This is a genomic window from Psychrobacter sp. TB15, assembly GCF_000511655.1.
GTDB classification, from domain to species: domain Bacteria; phylum Pseudomonadota; class Gammaproteobacteria; order Pseudomonadales; family Moraxellaceae; genus Psychrobacter; species Psychrobacter submarinus.
Window position 1 is genome coordinate 67,715 of the sequence record NZ_AYXN01000017.1, and the last position, 21,985, is coordinate 89,699.

General features: G+C 45.7%; 18 protein-coding genes. 17 read left to right on the forward strand and 1 reads right to left on the reverse strand.

Annotation, left to right across the window (positions count from 1 at the left end; genetic code table 11):
* The first annotated feature begins 228 nt into the window (after nt 1-228).
* The 17 genes from W234_RS13650 (at nt 229) to W234_RS0104405 (ending at nt 20,853) form a co-directional block, all read left to right on the forward strand.
* Nucleotides 229-1,248 carry a hypothetical protein gene (locus W234_RS13650; RefSeq protein ID WP_025645096.1) on the forward strand — a complete coding sequence of 340 codons (1,020 nt, stop codon included), beginning with the start codon at nt 229-231 and terminating at the stop codon, nt 1,246-1,248.
* Between the two features lie 161 nt (nt 1,249-1,409).
* Nucleotides 1,410-2,612, forward strand: a complete 1,203-nt coding sequence (gene gspF, locus W234_RS0104330) for a type II secretion system inner membrane protein GspF (protein WP_025645099.1) — start codon at nt 1,410-1,412, stop codon at nt 2,610-2,612.
* Between the two features lie 573 nt (nt 2,613-3,185).
* Nucleotides 3,186-3,647, forward strand: a complete 462-nt coding sequence (gspG, locus tag W234_RS0104335) for a type II secretion system major pseudopilin GspG (RefSeq protein WP_037058954.1) — start codon at nt 3,186-3,188, stop codon at nt 3,645-3,647.
* A 307-nt stretch (nt 3,648-3,954) separates the two neighbouring features.
* Nucleotides 3,955-4,527 (forward strand): protein-disulfide reductase DsbD N-terminal domain-containing protein, encoded by a 573-nt coding sequence (locus W234_RS0104340; protein ID WP_025645103.1) that lies wholly within the window; start codon nt 3,955-3,957, stop codon nt 4,525-4,527.
* A 55-nt stretch (nt 4,528-4,582) separates the two neighbouring features.
* Entirely contained in the window at nt 4,583-6,829 is a 2,247-nt protein-coding gene (locus tag W234_RS0104345) for a protein-disulfide reductase DsbD domain-containing protein (protein ID WP_051397422.1), read from the forward strand.
* 487 nt (nt 6,830-7,316) lie between these two features.
* A complete protein-coding gene (locus W234_RS0104350) occupies nt 7,317-8,699 on the forward strand; it encodes a phospholipase A (protein WP_025645107.1) in 1,383 nt (460 codons plus the stop codon).
* A gap of 23 nt (nt 8,700-8,722) precedes the next feature.
* Entirely contained in the window at nt 8,723-9,568 is an 846-nt protein-coding gene (locus W234_RS13655) for a ComF family protein (RefSeq protein WP_025645108.1), read from the forward strand.
* 278 nt (nt 9,569-9,846) lie between these two features.
* A complete protein-coding gene (locus W234_RS14155) occupies nt 9,847-10,314 on the forward strand; it encodes a Tfp pilus assembly protein FimT/FimU (RefSeq protein ID WP_025645110.1) in 468 nt (155 codons plus the stop codon).
* Nucleotides 10,314-10,955 (forward strand): type IV pilus modification protein PilV, encoded by a 642-nt coding sequence (gene pilV, locus W234_RS0104365; RefSeq protein WP_025645112.1) that lies wholly within the window; start codon nt 10,314-10,316, stop codon nt 10,953-10,955. Before W234_RS14155 ends, pilV begins: the two co-directional genes overlap by 1 nt.
* The gene (locus W234_RS0104370; RefSeq protein WP_025645114.1) at nt 10,955-11,890 is read left to right on the forward strand and encodes a PilW family protein; all 936 of its coding nucleotides are present in this window, start codon (nt 10,955-10,957) and stop codon (nt 11,888-11,890) included. The genes pilV and W234_RS0104370 overlap by 1 nt, the downstream gene beginning before the upstream one ends.
* 13 nt (nt 11,891-11,903) lie before the next feature.
* Nucleotides 11,904-12,722, forward strand: a complete 819-nt coding sequence (locus W234_RS0104375) for a hypothetical protein (protein WP_051397423.1) — start codon at nt 11,904-11,906, stop codon at nt 12,720-12,722.
* A gap of 86 nt (nt 12,723-12,808) precedes the next feature.
* A complete protein-coding gene (locus tag W234_RS0104380) occupies nt 12,809-16,723 on the forward strand; it encodes a PilC/PilY family type IV pilus protein (protein ID WP_025645118.1) in 3,915 nt (1,304 codons plus the stop codon).
* Between the two features lie 57 nt (nt 16,724-16,780).
* Complete coding sequence (locus W234_RS0104385) at nt 16,781-17,368, forward strand: type IV pilin protein (protein ID WP_025645120.1); 588 nt, start codon at nt 16,781-16,783, stop codon at nt 17,366-17,368.
* Entirely contained in the window at nt 17,368-17,802 is a 435-nt protein-coding gene (locus W234_RS0104390) for a type IV pilin protein (RefSeq protein ID WP_037058931.1), read from the forward strand. Before W234_RS0104385 ends, W234_RS0104390 begins: the two co-directional genes overlap by 1 nt.
* 345 nt (nt 17,803-18,147) lie before the next feature.
* Complete coding sequence (locus W234_RS0104395; protein WP_025645125.1) at nt 18,148-18,639, forward strand: pilin; 492 nt, start codon at nt 18,148-18,150, stop codon at nt 18,637-18,639.
* Between the two features lie 220 nt (nt 18,640-18,859).
* Nucleotides 18,860-19,261, forward strand: coding sequence for a prepilin-type N-terminal cleavage/methylation domain-containing protein (locus W234_RS14915; protein WP_025645127.1), 402 nt, complete (start codon nt 18,860-18,862; stop codon nt 19,259-19,261).
* 98 nt (nt 19,262-19,359) lie between these two features.
* On the forward strand, nt 19,360-20,853 hold the full coding sequence (locus W234_RS0104405) for a fused MFS/spermidine synthase (RefSeq protein WP_025645131.1): 1,494 nt from the start codon (nt 19,360-19,362) through the stop codon (nt 20,851-20,853).
* 44 nt (nt 20,854-20,897) lie between these two features.
* On the opposite strand, the gene W234_RS0104410 is transcribed toward W234_RS0104405, so the two are convergent.
* Nucleotides 20,898-21,985: RNA-guided endonuclease InsQ/TnpB family protein (locus W234_RS0104410; RefSeq protein WP_025645133.1), on the reverse strand; the 1,088-nt coding region annotated here is incomplete at its 5' end.

Here is a 21,985-nt window from a genome sequence, read left to right on the forward strand (position 1 = left end):
CAATACTTAGGTGCAACCTAGCGCTACTGATATAAATTCCTTTAGCGTAATGTCCTATACTACGAGTAGCGCTGTTGTCTTACGATATATAAACAGCGCGCTATCTGCTGTTAGGGCAGCTGACAATGGCAGTGGGATCAGGTACTATAGACAGTGACTCGTTTTAGAGTATCAATCCCAAAACGATATTGCCGAAACGATATTTATTTTTGTTAGCGAAGATATGTTATGACCCAACCAAATTCTGAGCAACACTTTGTCACGCTTGCACCTGCCGCTCATGATAGTAGTGACCACGCTATAAGTAATGACAAGGCTACAACGAGTGATGAGCAGACAAACAAAGATAGCGTGTATCGCAAGCCATCATCCTCTACGGCAGCGCCTAATAAAGCTGAGCTAGTACAGCGGTTTTTAGTTCCGGTAGCTATAGATCAAAATGTTGCCGCGCCTGATACACAAGGCAGTGTGGCAGAGCAGCGCCTAGCACTTTACCGTGACCAACATGAGCTTACGCGCCTGCTTTATCTAGCGCCGGCGAACGTGCGTCCCACTTATTTAGTACAAACCCTAAAGACGCAGTTCGCTGAATATCAGCAGTTTACGCTCGCCAAGCAGCTCGATAAGCGCGGTTTGCTTGAGGTGGAGTCTATAGAGCGTCTTTGGCAACAGCTACATGTGGTTGATGATATTATCGCTGATATCGTCAGCAACATGCCCGCGCAGCAGCCGGCAGGTTGGCAGCTCACCGCGCAGGACGGACACAATCCACTGCGCCTGCCTACTATCGGCAAGCTCAAACATGGCAAGCCCATCGTTGATCAAGGTAGCCTTAATAGCTATGTCTTAGGTCATTTTGGCGTCAGTAGCTTCACCTATGATCGTGGCTATTATATCGGTCACGTCATTGGTTATTTATTCAGCTGCTATTTTTGCGCGCACCTATCGATAAGCTATGGTGTCGCTCCGCTTGGCGAGCAAGTGGTTGAGGGCTATGACTATGCCAGTCTCGAGACGCCTTATATGGTACGTTTGCTACAAGGTCTAGACGGCTACTGCAAAAAGCGCGTTTATCAATTGGCGGTGATTTGTGCACGTTTAAGCGTTTATGCCAGCGACAAACGCATCGAAAAGATGCTGATTGCTGAGGTCAATGACTTCGATAAAAAGCTACAACAGCAGCACTTAGAGGTATTATTGCTACAAGGAATGATGCCTGAGAGCCAAGATTCGACGCCTTTGTTCTAGCCGTTCCTCTTTTTCATTGCTCTTATTCTTAACCGAGACTCTAGCGCTTTAGTAGGTTTAAAAGCGAAAGCCGCTTTATAAGCTGCATCTTTAAAGCTGTTTGGTTTGCGCTATTATCGTGCTACTTCTCCCTTATTCGCTCATTTAGGATCCTTGCTGTTATGGCCGCTTATCATTACAAAGCTTTTGATGATCAAGGAGCGATGCAAAAAGGCCTGTTAGAGGGTGATTCTGCGCGGCAGATACGCCAGCAGCTGCGTGATAAGCGCTGGACGCCGGTAGAGGTCAGCGCAGTCAATAACAGACAAGATAAACACAAAAACCGCTATAAAAAACCGTCTGCTTATGAGCTTGCGCTACTGACACGTCAGCTGTCGGTGCTATTAGCGGCCGGTATTCCGCTAGAAGAAACACTAGCGGCTGTCGCCAAACAATCTCCTAAAACCCATATCAAGTCCTTAATGCTAGCAGTGCGCTCGCATGTGTTAGAAGGCTTGAGCCTTGCACGTGCTTTGCAGCAAGCGGCCAGCTTTCCGCCACTGTATATCGCCACCATCGCTGCCGGCGAAAAATCCGGTCATCTGGATATCATCCTCAATCAGCTCGCCGACTACACCGAAAACCGCTTTGCGCTACAAAAGAAGATTCAAGGCGCTATGGTCTATCCCATTATATTGATGGTCATGGCAGCGGCGGTCATCATGGGGCTGATGAGCTTTGTGGTACCCAAAATTGTCAAAGTGTTTGAGCAATCCGAGCAAGCGCTGCCTTGGATTACGCAAGTGGTGCTGACGCTATCGAATATCATTACCGACTGGTGGTGGCTGATATTACTTGTCTTAGTGGCGGCTGGGTTTGTCCTGTACCGCTTCGCGCAGACGCAGGCCGGTAAGCTGGCTATCGATAGTTTGGTACTCAAGCTACCGATATTGGCAAGACTATCTAAGGGCCTGAATGCCGCTCGTTTTGCAAGCACCCTTGCAATATTGGTACGCTCTGGCGTGCCTTTGATTGAGGCGCTGCACATCGGCGCGGCGGTGGCGACGAACTTGCATATTCAGCAAACTATTATGACCGCGGCCGACCGAGTCACCGAAGGCGCGAGTCTCTCAAGTCAGCTTGAGCGCTCCTCGTACTTTCCGCCAATGATGGTACAGATGATTAAGAGCGGGGAGAACTCAGGCGAGCTTGAAAATATGCTGAGCCGCGCCGCCAACATGCAAGAAGCGGAAGCCACAAATTTTATCAGCACTTTATTATCGCTACTTGAGCCGCTGATGCTGGTGTTTATGGGCATTATCGTAATGATCATCGTTATGGCAGTGATGCTACCTATCGTCAATATGAATGACTTGGCAGGATAGGCTAGCTTTCTTAAGTTTTGCGCACTGTTGTATATTATTGACTGACACCTATTTGCGCTTATCCCCGCCAGCACATTACGCTATAGTAGCGAGCATCTATCATGCAATATAAAGAAAAAAGCGTTTTAAAGCGCCTAATGAAGCATCCAAAGTGTCGTCTGTCTGCTGACGCTGGTGGAAAAATAGTAGCTCATAGTCTATAGTGATTATTATTAGGGCGTGTTGAACATTCACAAATGCGCACTGCTGATCGCTAAAATAGTTCTAGTCTAAGTGAAAATTGCAGATAATGCTTATTGCATTGGCTAGATTTTCACAACGACTAGGGTGATTTTAGCATCAGCCCTCACGACAGCAACAGGGACAGGACTATTTTTTGCCGCTTTATTGATAAAAATAGACGCTTAGAACGACTAAACTTACCATTTTTATCTGCAAATCGCCTAAAAAATAGTCTCTGTCAGTGCCATGGTCGAATGTTCAACACGCCCTAAATTTTACAGCCCTTTATTACTGACTTTTATTATTAACCCAGTACGGATGCAAGCGATGACTAAGATGGATCAAGCGCAAATGATTAGCATAAAAGCACAACAGCATCAGCGCCACCTGACAAAAACAAGCTCACAAACCGGCTTTACCTTGATTGAGATTATGGTGGTTATCGTGATTTTGGCAATTTTGGCAGGCTTAGTGGTACCTAGAGTGGTAGGACAAAGTGACAAAGCACGAGTCAAAACCACGGAGACGGCGCTTGCGACCGTATCGAACGCGCTAGATATGTACAAAGTGGACAATGCGCGCTATCCGACGTCTGGACAAGGCTTGGATGCGCTAATCACGCCGCCAAGCGACGCCAAAAACTATCCGGAAGGCGGTTATATTAAGGGCGGCTATCCGACAGATGGTTGGGATAACGAGCTCCAATATGCCTCGCCTGGTAGCGAAGGGCGTCAGTATGATCTGTTCTCGTTAGGCGCTGATGGTCAGCAGGGCGGTGAAGGGCTAGACGCGGATATTTACGCACAAATATAGTTATCTACTGTCCATGGCTTCGATTAGCTTTTAGCCATACAGCTCTAGCCTATAAACACTCAATATCAATCAATAAGTCGTTATTGGTTGATATTTTTTATACGCAGCTATCATGAGTGACCATAATGGTAAAATAGAGTAATATATAAATTTATATTATAATAATTATTATGTTTTGCTCCGCGTTGTTTTCATCAATCTTCAATCACCATATGTAGGGTGTGCACCCATCACATTTAAGATTACAACGCAATATTTATCACTGAACACCGATAGCATTCAGAACTGCTATTAGAGGTCATTGTCTATGTCTATCAAAACGCTTTTGTCAGCGTCAGCTGTTATCAATAAAACTCACGTCAATAAAATGTGCTCAAAAACACCTCGTGTATGGGTCATTACTGTAGCCGCTAGTTTATCAGTGATCGGACTGTCAATGAGTGCGCAGGCTGCTGGTCTAAGCGATCTGTTTAGCAGCAGTAGCAGTAAGTCATCGAAGTTTTTACCAGTAGATGAGGCCTTTGATGTCTTAACTGACAGCAAAGCGACGAGTAAAGGCACGCGCCTAGCGATTACCTTTGATATCACGCCGGGCCATTATGTCTATAAAAACCAGCTCAAAGTTCGCTTTCCTAAAGGTATCAGCGCCACGCCTTTTACCTACAGTCAAAAGCCGGTGACTATCGATGATCCTACCTTTGGTAAAGTGCCGGTATTTAAACAAAGAACGGTTGTCGCGACCACCACTTTAGCAACCAAAAACGGTAAAGGTGCCAAAAATGCCCCGATCATTATCGATTGGCAAGGCTGCGCGACCGCAGGGCTATGTTATCCACCAGAAAAAGTAACCACTAAAATCAATATTCCGGCGACTCGTTAATAGTCTTTATCAGTACCTTGCTTGTGCAATATCAGTAATAAAAAGGTAGTCCTTTATGTCTATAAAGACGTCAATGAATCATCCTGCACCGACAAAAAAAGCCCGCTCAGCTGCCGCTTATCTACTGGCATTAGGGTTATCTAGTAGCTCGCTAGTAACCGGCGTGGCCGTCACAGGGTTGATGGCTGTTTCTACTACCTCGCAAGCGGCGTCCCTTAGCGATTTATTTGGTAATAAGAGCGCGGCGGCTCCTAAGTTCTTACCAGTAGGCGAGGCCTTTCAAGTCACGAGCAGCACTCAGCCTGTCGCTAAAGGCACACAGCTTTCTATAAATTTTGATATCACCCCAGAGCATTATGTTTATAAAGATCAGCTCAAGCTTGACTTGCCGGCTGGGGTAAGCGCCAGTGCGTTCAAGTTCAGCCAAAAGCCCGTTTCTATCGATGATCCGACTTATGGGCAAGTGCCCGTGTTTGACCAAGCCAATGTGGTGGCTAGCACGACGCTAACTAGCACCAACGGCAAAAGTGTGAATGCGGGCGAGGTGACGATAGGTTGGCAAGGCTGCGCCAAAGCGGGTCTGTGTTATCCGCCAGAAAAAATCAAAACCACAGTGTCTATTAATGCTGATGCTGATACTAGTGGGGACAGTAAAGGCAGTAATACGGCTACAATAGCAGCCACGAGCACTCAATCAGCCATGTCGTCTGCGCTCGCCACTGACGAAGCTATCGACTATGATGATTTAGACAGCGATGCGATTGATTACGATACTTTAGATAGTGGCACTTTGAAGAGTGGTACTTTAAATAGTGACATGACCGCGACTAGCTCAGTCTCTGGCGACGATAGCAGTATTGAGGCCGAAGATAGTGTCAGCCTTGCCAGTGACGGCACGACAACGAGTAGCCAGACTCACAATACTAGCAATACTAGCAATACTAGCAATACTAGCAATACTAGCAATACTAGCAATAACGGCATGATTAACGGCTTAGGTAACGAAGATCCGTTTGGGCTGGCAACGCATCCTTGGCTGGCTTTATTACTGTTATTCGTAGCAGGGTTAGGGTTAGCGCTGACGCCTTGCGTATTACCGATGCTGCCGATAGTGGCCAATATTGTCGCCCGTCAAGAGAACCCAACCGTCAAAAGGGGCGTTATCTTAACCACAAGCTATGCGCTAGGTGTCTCTATTGCTTACGGCCTGCTTGGCGCGGTGATTGCGATATTTGGCGAGTCGCTTGGCATCATTGGCTGGCTACAAAACCCTATTATCCTGATTAGCTTTGCCATTGTTTTTGTACTGCTGGCGCTGTATATGCTTGGCGTCTTTACAATTCGTTTGCCCCATGCTATGAGTAACAAGCTACACAAATTAAGCCAAGCCGGCGACAGCAAGCTTGGTAGTACTAGCGGTAGCTTAGTCACTGGGTTTTTATCCGCTTTAGTCGTCTCGCCTTGTGTGTCTGCGCCTTTGTTTGGCGCACTGTTGGCGGTTTCTACTATTGGCAGTCCGCTACTCGGTTTTATCGCTTTGTTTATGCTCGGTTTCGGTCTCTCTGCGCCGCTGATCTTAATTGGCGCGACGCAAGGCAAGATCATGCCCAAAGCTGGCGCGTGGATGGACTGGGTCAAGCAAGGCTTTGCGCTGTTATTATTCGCCGTAGCACTGCTAATGATTGAGCGGGTCTTTATCTCGCCGGTGATGCTTCTGGTTTGGGCATTATGGTTTATGGTGGTCGCGACTTGGGCGTGGAGCTGGGTCGGTCGGGCGCGTATGCTGACGCAAGCGCTAGGTTTAGTCGTCGGTATTTGGGCAACGATGCTGATTATCGGTGCCGCCTTAGGCAATGAGGATAGCTTACATCCTCTAGCGTCACTAACAGCAGCGCCAACGATGGTGTCATCAGCAGGACAAAGTACCAATCAAGCCTTAGGAACCAGCCAAGCCGCAGGAGCCCAAGCGACAGATGAGCATGTCACCACATTAGCAGAACTAGATACCATTATCGCCGCGAACCCTAAAGTTATCGTTGATGTCACTGCTGAATGGTGTATCGAGTGCCGTATTATGGAAAAAAACTTATTTCATAATCGCCCCGCGCAGATGCAGGACTGGCAATTGGTCAGACTCGATATCACTGAAACCACAGCGGACTCAAAAGCCATCTTAGCACGCTATCAGCTGTTTGGACCGCCTTCGCTGCTATATTATGTCGACGGAGAGCTCGTGAATAAGCAAGTCGGTGAGATCGGACGCCAACAGTTCGAACAGACTTTGACGGCTTTGAATAATTGATATCAGATTCAATCGTTTAAACGAGCGCGATACTTAACTTTTAGGTTGGATATCGCGCTTTTTTATGACCAGAGATAATCAACGTTATTAAGTCTTCTTAAATGCAGAATGCGTAATATTAAGTAGGGATAATGCTAGTATAATGTGCATAATTTTATTACAATAACGCAACAATATTTGATGGCTAATGCTATTGCCTTATTTCATATAGATTAAGCAGTAATAGTGTCTAAGAGCAGGCGATGACTTGTCTCTTATATCACTGACTATCACCGCTATAGTCGATTCAATCTAAAAAGTATGATGTGTTACTCAGATCACTCTGGTTCAGCGTCGAAAGTGAGCCGCGCGATAGAGAGACTGATATCAGTAATATACCAAAACTTTTGACCCTTTTTACTTTGAACTGAGTATAGTCTCTACTTATTTGTGCTGTCGTCAGCAGATAATATGCCGGCATCTTTGCCCCTCATGACCAAGGATTACTATGTTTGCTCAGGTTATTACCCGATATCAAGCTCAGCTTCAGCCGACTTTCAATACTGCATTAAAGACGCCTTTGAGCCTAGCTATAGGTGTCGCTTTAAGTTGCACCGCTTTGCAAGCCCAAGCCGCTAGCGAGGCGTCAGTCTACAATGAGATACCAGTAGCTGGGGCTAACGTAGAGTATTTAGGCGATGACGCTATTGAACCGAGCCAAATGCCTAGCGATGCTTTTATCGCGCAGCAAGCTCAGCTGTTTCTTGAATGTACCGAGGTTCAGACGAGCGCGGCACGTTTGGCTTGTTTTGATAAAGTAGCAGAGCAAGGCAAAACGCCTAGCTATACCATGAGTAAGCAGCCTGTAGATCTCGCCAAAACCCTTAAGACGACTATCTCCGGTAACCCGCAAGTGATACTCGCGCAAGACGACTTAGACGAGGCTGACGACACCTTAGACACGGAACAAGAGCAGACTAATACAAGTTTAAGTGCAGTAGGGCTGACAAAAAGAGAAGCAAAAGTATTAGAAGAGGTGGGAGTCACCCAAGAGCAGATAGAGAGATATTCGCCGCTAAGCTTAGCGTATGACTTAGATCAAAACAGCGAGCGCGGCACTTGGACGGTCAGACCGTATCGGCCAACTTATGTACTACCGCTATTTTATACCTTTGATCCTAATCTTAGCCCAACCCCTAGTAATCCAGATGAACCCGGTGAAACGTTTACTTCTAATGACGTTCGCAACACTGAGCTGAAATTTCAGTTATCGCTAAAGACAAAGGTTGGCGAGGATTTATTCGATACCAGTGCTGACTTATGGTTTGGTTATACTCAAGAGTCGCATTGGCAGGTCTATAACGAAGATAACTCAAGACCGTTTCGCGCGACGGACTATCAGCCAGAGATATTTTTGACTCAGCCAGTAGCTGCTGACTTACCTTTTGGCGGACGTTTGCGTATGCTAGGGGCGGGCGCGATTCACCACTCAAACGGTCAAGACGACCCTTTATCACGCTCATGGAACCGCGCTTATCTACTAGCCGGAGCGGAGTGGGGCAAGCTCTCAGTAGTACCGCGTCTATGGGCCCGCATCAACAATGAAGATGAGAGTAGCGAAGATAACCCAGATATCGAGGACTACATGGGCTACGGCGATATCAAGTTCTTATATGATCTACCTGATCAACAAAGCCTCAGTGGTACGCTGCGCTATAATCCAAGCACTAATAAAGGCGCGGCTCAAATTGACTATATTTATCCCTTGTCCGAAAACGTCAATGGCTATGTACAGCTATTCCAAGGGTACGGCGAGTCTATCATTGATTACAACCACGAAAACACCGCTATCGGCTTCGGTATAGTGCTCAACGACTGGAAAGGCTTTTAGGATAACTATTAGGAGTCTAGCCCTTGCGCCGCCCTGCACCTTATCAGCTCGGCTTATGGCTGGCAGAGTATGTCAATATACGCTGCCAGTTATGCGGCTGCTATCGTAAAGCACCCTATACTGAACCTGCAGATTCTAATCATGCAGACCTATCAGCCAGTCAATCTTCTAGCCTGTTTGCAACTGCTCATAAAAGCCTGCTTTGTAGTCGCTGTCAGCGCAGTATCGCTTGGCTACCGGCGCCTTTTTATGTTGATATTGCAGCATCCGTCACCTTGCCGATTCAAGCCGCTAGCTACTACGATTATCCGCTGCGCCAAGCCATTCGTGCTTTCAAACATAGTGAGGATATGAGCCGCCTACCTCTGCTGGTACATATGCTGCGGCAACTACCCAGGCCGAAAGGCTGTCATGCGGGTAACAGCGTCATCTTACCTATGCCCACGACCGATGACCGCTTACGTAAACGCGGTTTCGATCCGGTCACTATCCTCTCAATCCATCTCGCCAAACACTGGAAAATCCCCTTATGGCATGGGGTCGCGCGCATGGACGATACGGTTAGCCAGCAAGGCCTCACCCGAAGCGAGCGCCTAACCAATCTAAATGATGCTTTTGTACTGACTGAGACCCCGCCAGTCAAACGCTTACTGCTATTCGATGATGTCGCAACCACAGGTGCGAGCTTGCAAGCATTAGCGCGTGCCTTCTTACCAGACCAGCCTTATCTAACCCCTCTAGAAGCTACTAGAACAGCTCATGGTAGTATGAATTACGCTACTGATAGCGCCAGCCAGACTGCTGATGTTAAAACTAATAAGTACCATATTTCAGCGTACGCTCTAGCACACGGTAGTCAAAACCAATAATTCTTATAGACTGTATATCTATTGCTATAGTAAAGATGACTAGAGTCTTGACGTTTTTAGTGTTATTTTTGTATGTAATAAACCTCAATTGTTTTTGTATTATTTAAATGTGTAAAGGTATTCAGGCCGTATTGTCAGTAGCTAATAGCTTAGATAAACGGAACAAATATTGCATCTTTATAAGATATGACTGTTTTTATAACAGAATAAAAACAATAGCATTTCGCGAATTATTGCTAGTCAACTTAGCGCTAACTATAAGGTTTTAGGATTTGGATGTGACTACTGCTTTATCTAATTCGTCTTATAACAATAATCATTCGGCAGGGTTTACTCTGATTGAGCTGATGGTGACGATTGCGGTATTGGCTATTATTGTCGGTATCGCGGCGCCTAATATAAGTACGCAACTGGCCAATCAGCGAGTGAAAGCGACAACCGCTACTCTAGTGAGCGCATTGAAAGAAGCGAAAGCTGAAAGTGTTATTCGTCGTCAGGAGATTGAAGTCTCTATCGATGATGACGACTATAAAATCGAGATTGAAGATAATAGCTCAACTAGCATCGCAAGCTATACTTATAATACTAAGAGTGTTATAGATGGCGATGACGTAGTGTTTAAACCTAATAAAACTGCCGATGAAGAGACGCTGACTATCTGCGATAGCAATACCAATGCAAGTCCACGACTAGTCAAAGTGAGTAAGCTTGGACAGGTTAGCGTTTCTATAGGAGGAAGCTGCTAATGATGCATCGTCAGCGAGGCGTCGGACTGGTGGAAGTATTAGTGGCCGTGTTATTACTGTCAGTAGCGGTATTAGGGTTTAGTGCGCTGCAAATCAGAGCGGTCAGCGCCACCGATGAGAGCCTCGTGCGTACTAAGTCCATGACTTTAGTGCGAAACTTGTCTGAGGTGATGCGTGCCTACCCAGAAGCTTATGTGACAGGTAGTGGCACAGCTTTTACCACTGCCGCAGCTTCAGACCCTGGAGCTGTACCAACGATCCAAGCGGTTATAAGCGGTTCAGCGACTAGTACCGTTAAGGTTGACAATGATGATATCAGCATCACAGGCACAGACAGCTGTTTATCAACAAGCATTAAGACTGTTGATGACAAAAAAGTAGCTAAGCAAGCTTGCAGTATCAATCAGCTCGCAGCGCGCGATGCCCTTATGGTCAAAAAAATAGCGACTGACGAAGATATTAAGGTAAATGTAACCACCTGCCCCGGTACTACCACGCAAGCAATACAAACACAGATGTGTGTGATTACCGCTTGGAATAGCACTAAGGCGATACTTGATGACGATGACGAAAAAGCTTGCGCTGATAGCAATGGTGTCTATAAGAGCGGCAGCCAGTGCTTGATTTCGGAGGCCTACTAATGAATTATAGTGCTAAGCGTCAGGCAATGGCTGGGTTTACTCTAATCGAGCTGATGATATCGCTGGTATTAGGACTGCTGATATCTGCGGCAGTGATGCAAGTCTATCTGATTAATACTCGTACCATTACGGTGCAACAAAGCGCCTCAGAGGTACAAGACAGTAGCATCTTTGCTATGCAGAGTATCGAGGAGCATGTGCGCCTTGCCAATCTTGGCAATCCTATCAACTATATCACGGACAGTACCGATCATGGCGGCATCGTATTGGCTCAAGCTAATCTTGGTAATGCTAATTCTACAGACGTCAAATACTTCACTATTGATGCGAGTACGGGAGTGTCAAATATTAAAGATATTGCCAGCGATCAGCTGACGATTCAGTATAAAAACATTACCCCAGACGAGTTGTACGATTGTGAAGGGGGTAAGGTCGAACAAGGCGAAGCTGACTGGGTGGTAGAGCGTTACTTTGTGCGTCTTGCCAATGGTGCGAGCAGCTCAGACACAACTAAAAACTTGGTACTCGCATGCAGCGCTGGGCGCGTCGATGCTGATGGTAATGTCACTGCAGCATTTACAGACAATGGAGCGGTTGTGGTCGCAGCCGTTGATCAGTTCAAAGTGCTGCTCGGCGCACAAGCAGATGTTGATAAGCTCACCTACTTACCTCCAAGTGTCTATGCGCTAATAGACAAACCCACTGACGACGAAAAACCAGCCATCACTAGTGTCAAGCTTGGCATGATTGTCCGTAGTAACACGCCTTTGATCGCTGATGCTGACGCTGATGAATTTACCTTGTTAGGAGCTACTCATACCCTAAAGACAGATACCACGCGCAAAAAATACTACCGGCGCAGTTATGAGTCCACTGTACTACTACGCAGCGCTCGGGTGATGAGTGTTATCGCTACTGTCAATAGCTCCCCATAAAGGAAGAGATCAAATGTCTAATACGCTTCGCTCATATCCTCAGCAGCTGCCTACCACCCAACAAGGCGCTGTACTCATTGTGGTGCTGTTATTCTTAGTATTGATTATCTTTGCAGGCGTTATAGCCGTTAAGCAGAGTACCACCGATCTGCGTCTAGCGACTAGCGATCAGATTAATACCTTATTGTTACAATCAGCCGATAACGCCAATCAAAATATTGAGCAAAGTGTTAATGGTAGTAGTGATAAAGCCATCTATGATGATATGATCTCGCGCAGTGGCCCCTTTGGGCACTTTATGCTTAATACGGACAGTATTGATCATGAGTATATCTTTTGCTTTCGCCCGCGTGGGCAGTTCTTCGATATCAATAAAGCCTCGATTGTTGTGCCCTCAGGTAACTTGAATGATAAAGGCTACTGTAATCCTAATAATGCAGATGATTATGTCAGTGCGCGTAATGCCAGTATGACGCAGGTCAATGTCGCGCTGACCCCGCCCAATGCGACTAACGAGGCGTTTAGCAGCTATACCATTGGCCAAGACAGTAGCGAGATATCTAGTAAAGCCTTTACTTTTGATATCAATAGTACTGCCGTATTGCCGTCGTACGCTGATACCAAAGTCGATAATAAGGACTGTTTTGAGAAGACCAGCCGTCTACATTCTGTCACCGATAGCGCAGACACTATAGGCGGCTGTATGGTAAAAGCGGGCGTACCCAACGTGGTTGTTTATGAGATGGCCAATGTCGAAAACCAGTCCAAACGCACCAAATGCGTCGATTTTGGAAAAGGCAGCGGCAAACTATGTGCCTTGCCGGCCAGTTAATAGGATTTTGACAAAGCTAAAGCTATGTCTAGGTACAGCATTATCATTATAGAATAATTGCTTTTATCGCATATAAGGAATAGGTCATGAAACACAGAGATAAAGCACCATCTGATCGCCATGCATGGCCTGTTAAAGTATTGGCAGCAGCGATCATCACTGGGCTAATGACAACGCCCGCCTACACTGACAACAGCCAGATCAACCGCAAGCCCATTGGCGATCTGGAGATCTATGCTGCTGCCAAACCAGGTACGGCCACTATCTTTATGATGCTCGATATCTCAGGCAGTATGGACGAGCGCAGTATAGAAAATGACTATGGTGACGAATGTGAGAGCAAATATAAAAGCCAAAGCTCAGAAGAGATCACTGCAGTCATACGCGGGCGCGACGCTGATGGCAAGCTCAATAGCAACCTTGTTGAGAGTATTAATTTCACACCAAAGGGTTGTTATGTAGAAGATGACGATGATAATGATGTCATGCGCTTTGATAGACTAACGCGCCTACAAAAAGCGCTGATAGAAATGCTGGCTGACGAGGTTTATAAGGGCGACAAAATCAAAGCTAATAACAAGATCGAAGATAAAGACAAAGGCACATTACCAGATGATTATGAGGTAGGCGTGGGTGCCTTTAGTTACGATAGCGATGGTGACTCAGCATATGTATTAGCACCAACACGCGCTTTAACTCCCGATCAACGCATAGAGCTTATCAAGAAAATTAAAGAGTTAACAGCCAATGGCGGCACACCTACAGCGCCAGCTTTGACAGAAGCCGGTGCTTATATGATGGGTACAACTACTATTGACGATGTTACGGTCGCTGCTGAACGCGAGTATTATAGAGGAAATCCTTATTGGCGGCGCTGCTATAGTAATGAAAGCTCATTATCATACGATGATGAGTTAGATATATATGTTTATGATTGCCGTAATTGGGGCAGCTGGGATGATGAATATAGCTCAATCTCCGGTTATGTGAACTCTAGCTCTAATATTGATCATGATGATAGAGGTCGTACTTATTTTGCAGGTGATAATGAAAATAGTGGTTTCGCTGCCTCTATTACGACTTCTAAAGTAAAAAATGAAAATAAAAATGCGTATATCTCACCACTCAATGATGATGAGTGTAGTGGTAATGGCATATATCTGCTGACAGATGGTGTGCCGTCTAATAATATCAAGGACTCAGAATCAAAAGCGATAATGAACATGTCTTTGAAAGGCTCTACTTTATCAATAGACTCATGTGACAACAGCAGCTTAACAGGTCTATCAGGAAGCAGTAAGCAAGGCTGGGGCTGTATGGCAAGTTACTCTCAGCTATTACGTAACCCTGCTAATCCCGGTAAGTTACCTATTAAGACGGCTACGGTAGGCTTTGGTAAGACTTTTGATGGCCTGACAGGGACACGAGATATTATTACCAATGGCAAAAAAGTCAAAGTCGTTGATTGTGAAAGTGGTAGTGTAGGCACAAACGCCCGAAACCTATGTAGACTGGGCGAGCGTAAAGGCGACAATGAAGTTAAGACCTTTGGCGATGGCGGTTTTTATTACACTGAGGAGTCAAAAGACATCGCTGCCAGTGTAGCCGACTTCGCTGCAAACTTAGTACAAACGATCAATACCGCACCCTCGGGCACCATTACCATTCCAGATGATCCTTATCGCGCCGCCAATCAGCTGCCCTATGCTTATCTGCCTATGCTTGACCCCGATATTGCCTCAGCTGCTAGTATTTGGCGTGGTAATCTTAAAAAATATAACCTAGATGAAGGCACATTGTATGGTAAAAGCGATAATTTACTGTTTAAAAACATTGCAGGTGAACTTAATACAGGCACGCGGGACTTATGGCAAGATGGTAACTTTATCAAAGGTGGCAAAACCGCCAACAACGATATTATGGCAGGCGGCGTCTACGCACAACTAAAAACCCCAGCATCTGGGCTATCAAGTGTGCGTACGGTATATGTAGAAGACACCTCAAATAATCAACCTATCTTGCGTAAAGTATCGGTGGACAGTAATGGTAAGCCAGTAGGTTTTGATACGCTTGTTGATAATGTCTACAACAAAGGCGATGAGATTAATAAACGCCGCTTGCTAAGCTTTTTAGGCTTTGATGAAGTGCTTACCAATGACGGTCAGCCTACCAGTAATAAAGATGTCAATAAATTAAAGCTTGATAAGCCTGTTAAAGAAGTCAAAGTACTCGGCGGGGTCGTGCACTCGACTCCGACAGCGGTATCTTATGGTGCTGATCTTGATGGTAATGGCCGTATCACTGATACGCGCGACGATTACGTATTATTTGGCTCAATGGATGGGGCACTGCATTTGGTTGATGCGGAGACCGGTGAGGAAGAGTTTGCGATTATCCCCAAGCTGATGATGGAAACTCAGCCAAAAGCCTTAGTTGATGGCTCTTTCAAAGATGAAGTTGGCACGCCCTACTTTGGGGTTGATGCGCCGTGGTTAGTTGAGACTGATTATAACTATGATCTAGATAATAATAGAGTGACTGCCAGTAGCATGATGGCTTACGGCGGCCTGCGTATGGGCGGCGAGGCGTTCTATGGTATCGATATTAGTGAAAGGTCTAGCCCCAAGATTGAGTTTAGCATTACTCCTGAGGGTCTTAATGGTGACAAATCCACTAATTTTAGCCGCTTAGGTCAGATCTGGAGTAAACCCACCGCGGCCAAAATTCGTTTAACTAAAGGTTCAGAGACTAAGAAAAATACGGAGGCTACTGACGTGCTGATATTCGGTGGTGGCTATGATATGAGCTACGAAGATGCTGAATATTTACCCACTGCTAGTAAGCCTGCTCAAGGCAATGCTATCTACATGATCAATGCTAAAACTGGCGAGCTGATCTGGTCAGCTAGCAAGAGTGATAATGAAAATATGATTCACAGCTTCACGGGTGAAATTACGGTACTAGATAGAGATAACGATGGTTTAATGGACCACCTCTATGCCGCCGACCTCGGCGGGCAAGTGTTCCGCGCCGACTTCGAAAATGCGCGGATTGAACAGTTTGGCTTTGAAGCGGTCAGTAAGTTCGGCAATAAAGGCATCACCCGTATTTTACAGCCCAATAGCAACGATAAATATGCTTATCGTTTTTATAATCGTCCGGTGGTCAGTTTTTATCGTAGTGAAGGTGGCGTAAACAACGGTAAGATATTTGCTTTGGTCAACGTTATCTCTGGTAACCGCAGCTCGCCGCTATCGACCTTGCGTGATAACAACAAATATGCCAACCGTATCTATGGCATTATTGATAGCGACGTTACTAGTAACGATCTGTATAAAAACGGATTTAAGGCTTCCATAACAGAATTAAAAGATAGTGATCTGGTCAACCTAGCAGACAAGCTTGGAGCTCGGCCTAACGAGAAGAAAAAAACCACTACCAAAAACTTGATGATTACGGGTGATAAAAAAGGTTGGTATTATCCATTAACTCGCTTCGATGGCTATAACAACGTGCGCTATAATAAAGGCGTAGGCGGCATGACTGCGATCAATAACATCCTTTATACCACTGTTTATAATCCTGACAAGCTCTATGGCACAGTCTCAAGCTGTGCCGCACGGATTATGGGCGGCTCGGAGCGTCAGTTATACTGTCTGCCTTATGGTATCTGTATGGATGAAACCTCTATTACAGGTACTGGCGGTTTTATCCCAGCAGGGCAAGGTATCCAAGAGCTGACCCTTGGGGCCTATAATGCGGACAACAAAGACGTTAAAGTGTTGATCGGCACCACCACCATTACTGAACGTATTAAAGCGGCCAATCGTGCTGGTTACAATGAAGATAGCTTCAAAAACGATAGTAATATCAAGGATCTATATCCTGGCACAGGTAGTCCCACCTTCGTAGGCGGTGATGGCAGCGCTACCGAGTTTTTGTTCAATGAGCGCTATACTCTACAACCAAAAGCTTGGTATCAACAAAGAACGGGCGAATAATGCACTGGTGGCGAGTCGTGCTACTCCATAACGGTGAATAAGCGGGGACAACAGCAAATGGCAACTATGGCGACAGACCGCTTAGTATCAGAGCGTAGCGCTAGCGCAGGCTTCACCCTCATCGAGCTGATGATCATCGTCGTGATCATCGGTATCCTCGCGGCTATCGCTGTCCCTAGCTATCGCCGCTATGTGGTCATGAATGCTGAGCGCGATGCTCAGGCGAAGATGCTACAGCTACAGATTGATCTTGAGCGCTGGCGCGCGCGTGCCTTAACCTATCAAGGCTTTGAGCCACGAGTGATCGCTAATGATAGTACGGTGACTTATGGCTATGATGAAGCGGATAACACCACTATTTATGTGCCAGACGGGGCAGACTCTAGCAACTACCGCTACAAGATTACGCTAGTCGATGGTACAGCTACGGGCAATTCACTAGTCACTACGGTTGATCCTAACAAGCCAAATTTGGTCAATGCCACCACTGGCAGGTCGTGGAAGATGCTAGCGGAGAAGAGCAAGACGGGTATCACTCAAGATGCGAGTAATATCGTCCTAGCCAGTAATGGCCTACGCTGCCAAAACAAGAGCGCTATTGATATTGAAAAGCCTGATTGTGGTACAGGTCAGAAGGAGTGGTAATGCTAAAAAATACCAACGGCTTCACCCTAATAGAGCTGATGATCGTCGTCGCTATCATCGGTATACTCGCGGCTATTGCTTATCCAAGCTATCAGGGCTATGTGGAGCGAACCAACCGCGCTGATGTGATGAATGAGATGCAAAACATTGCTAATACAATAGAGAGCCGAAAGCTAGCACAAGGCAGCTATAGCACCATTAGCACGGCGGTGATGAGTGACTTCGATAATAAGGATTATCCGTCTCAGGGTACAGCGCTCTACACGGTGACGGTAACACCGGACCCATTGACTGCTAACTGGACTATTACCGCGACTCCAGTTGAGGGTGGTCAGATGGAAGCCGACGGCGTTTTAACTCTTAACCATTTAGGAGTTAAATGTCGAATGATCGATAATGTCAACACTTGCGGCAGCGGCGATCAGTGGAACTAAACGCCTTGAAATGGCAATGATGATATAAATTTTGTCAGTTGTCATAAGTAATTGACAAAAAACGTCAATCAAAGTTACGCTCTGTTATGTTAAGTGACTGAACTGACAAGAATTAGCAGGTTGACAGTAACATTATGTTAACGATACACTAACAAGCGGTCAAATTACTGTTATAAACGGTAAAAAATAGGGTAAAACCTATTATGTTCAATAAAGTCAGTGAGTTTTGATATTTGGCATGTAATATGCAGTTAATACTGTAAGGCGTAATAGCTAATTTTAATCTGTAAATTAAAGATAGGTCGTCTATAATCGACTGTCTCTATACTACCCTAAGGAGTTCTTATGAACACTGCTCAAAAAGGTTTTACCCTAATCGAACTAATGATCGTGGTTGCCATCATCGGTATCTTGGCGGCGATTGCTATTCCTCAGTATCAGAACTATACTGCTCGCGCTCAAGTATCTGAAGCCATGACCTTATTAGCTGGATTGAAAACGCCAGTTGTGGAAGGTATTTCTTCGAATGGTCTGGCAGCTTGTAGCAATTCAGAACCTGTTGAAGCGTCAGGAGAAGGTGAAAATAAAGTAGATGCTAAAGCCGCTGGTGCACTATATGAGATTACTACGGATGGCAAGTTTGTTGAGTCTATTACAGCTGCACCAAATGATACGGATAAAACCTGTGTATTAACAGCAAACTTTAAAGATGAAGGATTAAACGCTTCTGTAGCTGATAAAGATGTAAAGTTCACATATGATGAGGCTGCAGGAACATGGGAATGTACTTCTAATTTAGACCAAAAAGTTCGCCCAAAAACTTGTGATCAAATCTAATTACGCAAGCGTAGGCTGGGCTCTTAGCCCAGCTCAGGTAATACTGCTTTGCTAGACAACAGCTATCTCCTATAAAACAGCTTGTGAAGTGCCTCGCTTTATATAAAAAGCCAAACGAATTGTTTGGCTTTTTTATGTTTAATAACTGGCTAATCGCCGCAAACCTAACTGGCATACTCTCTGCACCATAGCAATTATCCCATTAATTGATAATAACGCTATGAAGTATCAACATCATACTGCCGCAAATCGTCACCTGACACAATCAGGCAGCGCGCAATCTGGCTATACCTTGATAGAGCTAATGATCGCCGTCGCTATCATCGGTATCTTGGCAGCGATTGCAATCCCCAGTTATAATCAACATATCGCGGAAGCCCAGCAGGGTGCATGTATGTCTGAGGCGAAGTCCTATAGCAACCATATCTATTATCTGCTCAACGACCAAGACGGCAACACTGTCGCCACCGCGCCGACACCTAGTGCCTGTCTCAGTATCACTGATGCAGCAGGCTGGACTACCGACACCGCGCAGCCTATCATTGCTGTTGCAAAATCGCCATCCAATGCCCGTATCGAGTGCGATATTCCTAATGGCTCGCCTTGTCGAATAATGCCTTAATTAAATTCTTTCTATTAAACCAAACAACCACTTCCCAAACACGCCCAACCCCAATAGTGTAAAATCACCTCATCTAAAATATGATGATGACTCATTTTATGCAAAAAAAGGTGTTAGGTGTTTGTCTCGCGATCGCCCTGCTTGAGGGCTTTGCCGGTTTGGGGATTGAGATATATGCCATTCGTATCTCCGCCACTTATATCGGCGCGTCCATCTCTATTACTGGCGTTATCCTCGCGATGGTGCTGATCGCCATTGCCTTAGGTTACTGGTATGGCGGTCGTCTCTCACAAGATATTCACACCCCAAGACAGGCATTACTTAAGGCCGGACACGTTTTATCCTTATCGGCTATCTCTCACGCCATTGCTTGTATTATTCAGCTGCCACTTCTTGCCGCCATGACCGCCAGTGTAGATAGTCCGATTATCGCTGCTATCGGCGTTGGGCTATTATTCGGGGTGGGATTGGCCTTTGGCTCGACCGCTATTCCGCTGATTACTCAGTTTTTATCTTTAAAGTATGAGAACGCTGACGGCGTTGATGCTGGCAAGAATGCCGGCATGATGGTGGCGGTTACTACTGTCGGTAGTGTGCTGGGCTCGACGCTGACGCCGATATTGCTGCTGCCTTATATTGGCCTAATGAGTAGCCTCGCGTTATTTATCGCCGCTTTGGCCATTAGCGCTTATTTATGTACGCGCTTAGCAGTGCAAATTGCGAGTGATGAGCCGCTAAGTTTATCGACCCATCGCATGAATTATAGCCTTGCGCTAGCGGCAGTCGCGGTGACTTTTATTTTTATATTCTTGAATAAAGTCGATACCGGCTATCAGACTGCGACAAACGCTTGGTTTATTAAGCAAACCGTCATCGATAAGCAATTAGCGGTGACTATTACCGATAAACCCGGACAGACGACCAGTAGCTGCTGGCTCTATCTCGCCAAAAAAAACTGCCATTGGTACGGTAAGATTACCGTCGAAGCCATTGATGACATCAAACCTGAGACTTTAGTATTCCTTGGCGGGGCAGGGATGGGCACACCTAGCGAAGTGGCGCATCATAATCCGGATATGGCGCTGACGGTTATCGACATTGATAAGGGGTTACCCGACATTGTAGAAGCGCACTTCTTAAAAGCACCAATCGCGCCCAATATTAAGTTCATCGGTGATGATGCACGTGGCTATTTAACCCGTCATCGCGAGGCGCGTTATGACTTTATGCTGATTGATGCCTTTCAAGGGCGTCATGTGGCAGGGAACTTGTACACTATCGAAGCACTACGCCAGTTTCAGAATAATAGTAGCTATATCATGGCCAATATGATCGGCAAGGCCAACGCAGAGCATGGCTATAGCCAAACGCTATTTAACAACTGGCATGAGGTATTCGGTGATGACGCTTATATTCTCACTAAAGCGACATCGAACCAGAGTAATCGCGAAGCGATACAGAACATCATGCTTTGCAATTTTCAATGTCCGGGTAGCGTCAAGCTTACGCAAGTGACGTTTTTTGAGCAGTCACAAGCGCTACACACCGATGATGTGCCGAGGTTGGATCGGTATTATTATCGGGCGATGTAGATACCGCTCAATGAAATGACTTACGGCTTGACTTCCTCCCCTCCCTAAAGTGAGGGGATTCCTTCTGCAAGACGGTCAAGCCCGACCGCAAGGATGTTCTTAGCGGCATTGATATCTCTATCATGCCATGTGCCACACTCAGCACACCTCCATCCTCTGATTCCAAGACCTGCTCTACCTTTCGGACTACTGGACATATCGCCACAGCACGAGCAGGTTTGGGTAGTGTATCTCTCATTTACTATCTCAAGCTGACAACCTGCATACTTGCATTTATATTCCAGTTGTCTTTTGAGTTCAAACCATCCTGCATCGTATGTTGATTTAGCTAGGTTGGTTTTCTTACTTGTGAATGAGCGTGATTTAACATCACCAACCACAATCAAAGCATTGTCTTTAACAAGCTTGGTGGTGAATTTGTGAATTGCATCTAACCTTGAATTTTTGATTTTGGCGTGTATTGCTTTGACACGCTGTTTGTTTTTCGCTCGTTGAGCTATTGCAAGCCTTTCAGCCCACTTTTGCGTTTGTTTGGTTGTCAGCTTGTCACCGTTTGATGTGGTAGCAGATTCCTTTAAGCCTAAGTCAATACCAACGCTGCCCATCCCACTTACTTGTCTAGGAAAATCTTTGACGGTAATACAGGCATACCAACGATTACGGCTGTCTTGCACTATCTCAAGCGTGTTGATTTGATACAGGCTTAGGTTGTAGCTATCAAAGACATCTATGATGAGCTTTTGACCCTTAGAGAGCGATAGCTGTATGGTTGATTTAAGTGCTTTCTTTCCCGTTTGTCTGGTGTGCAGATGTTTGATTGCTGACTTTTTAAAAGGAATCCAACCTAAACTTTTTCGCTTGGCATCGGGTCGGTTGGTTCGCCAATTTAGTTTGGCTTTTTTAAACTGCTTACGAGATTTGGTATGAGTTTCGTTTATGGCTTGCAGAGTTTGTGAGTGTAAGCCTAATAGTTCGCCACTGCCTTTGGTGTATTCGTTTAGGTCGTAGGCACTAAAGAATTTACCTGTTCGCTTTAGATGCTCAAAACTTAACGCATTAACATAGTTCCACGCATAGTTAACACTCCCAGCTATTTTGTTTAGCTGGTTTACGTGTTTGTCTTTGATGCGTA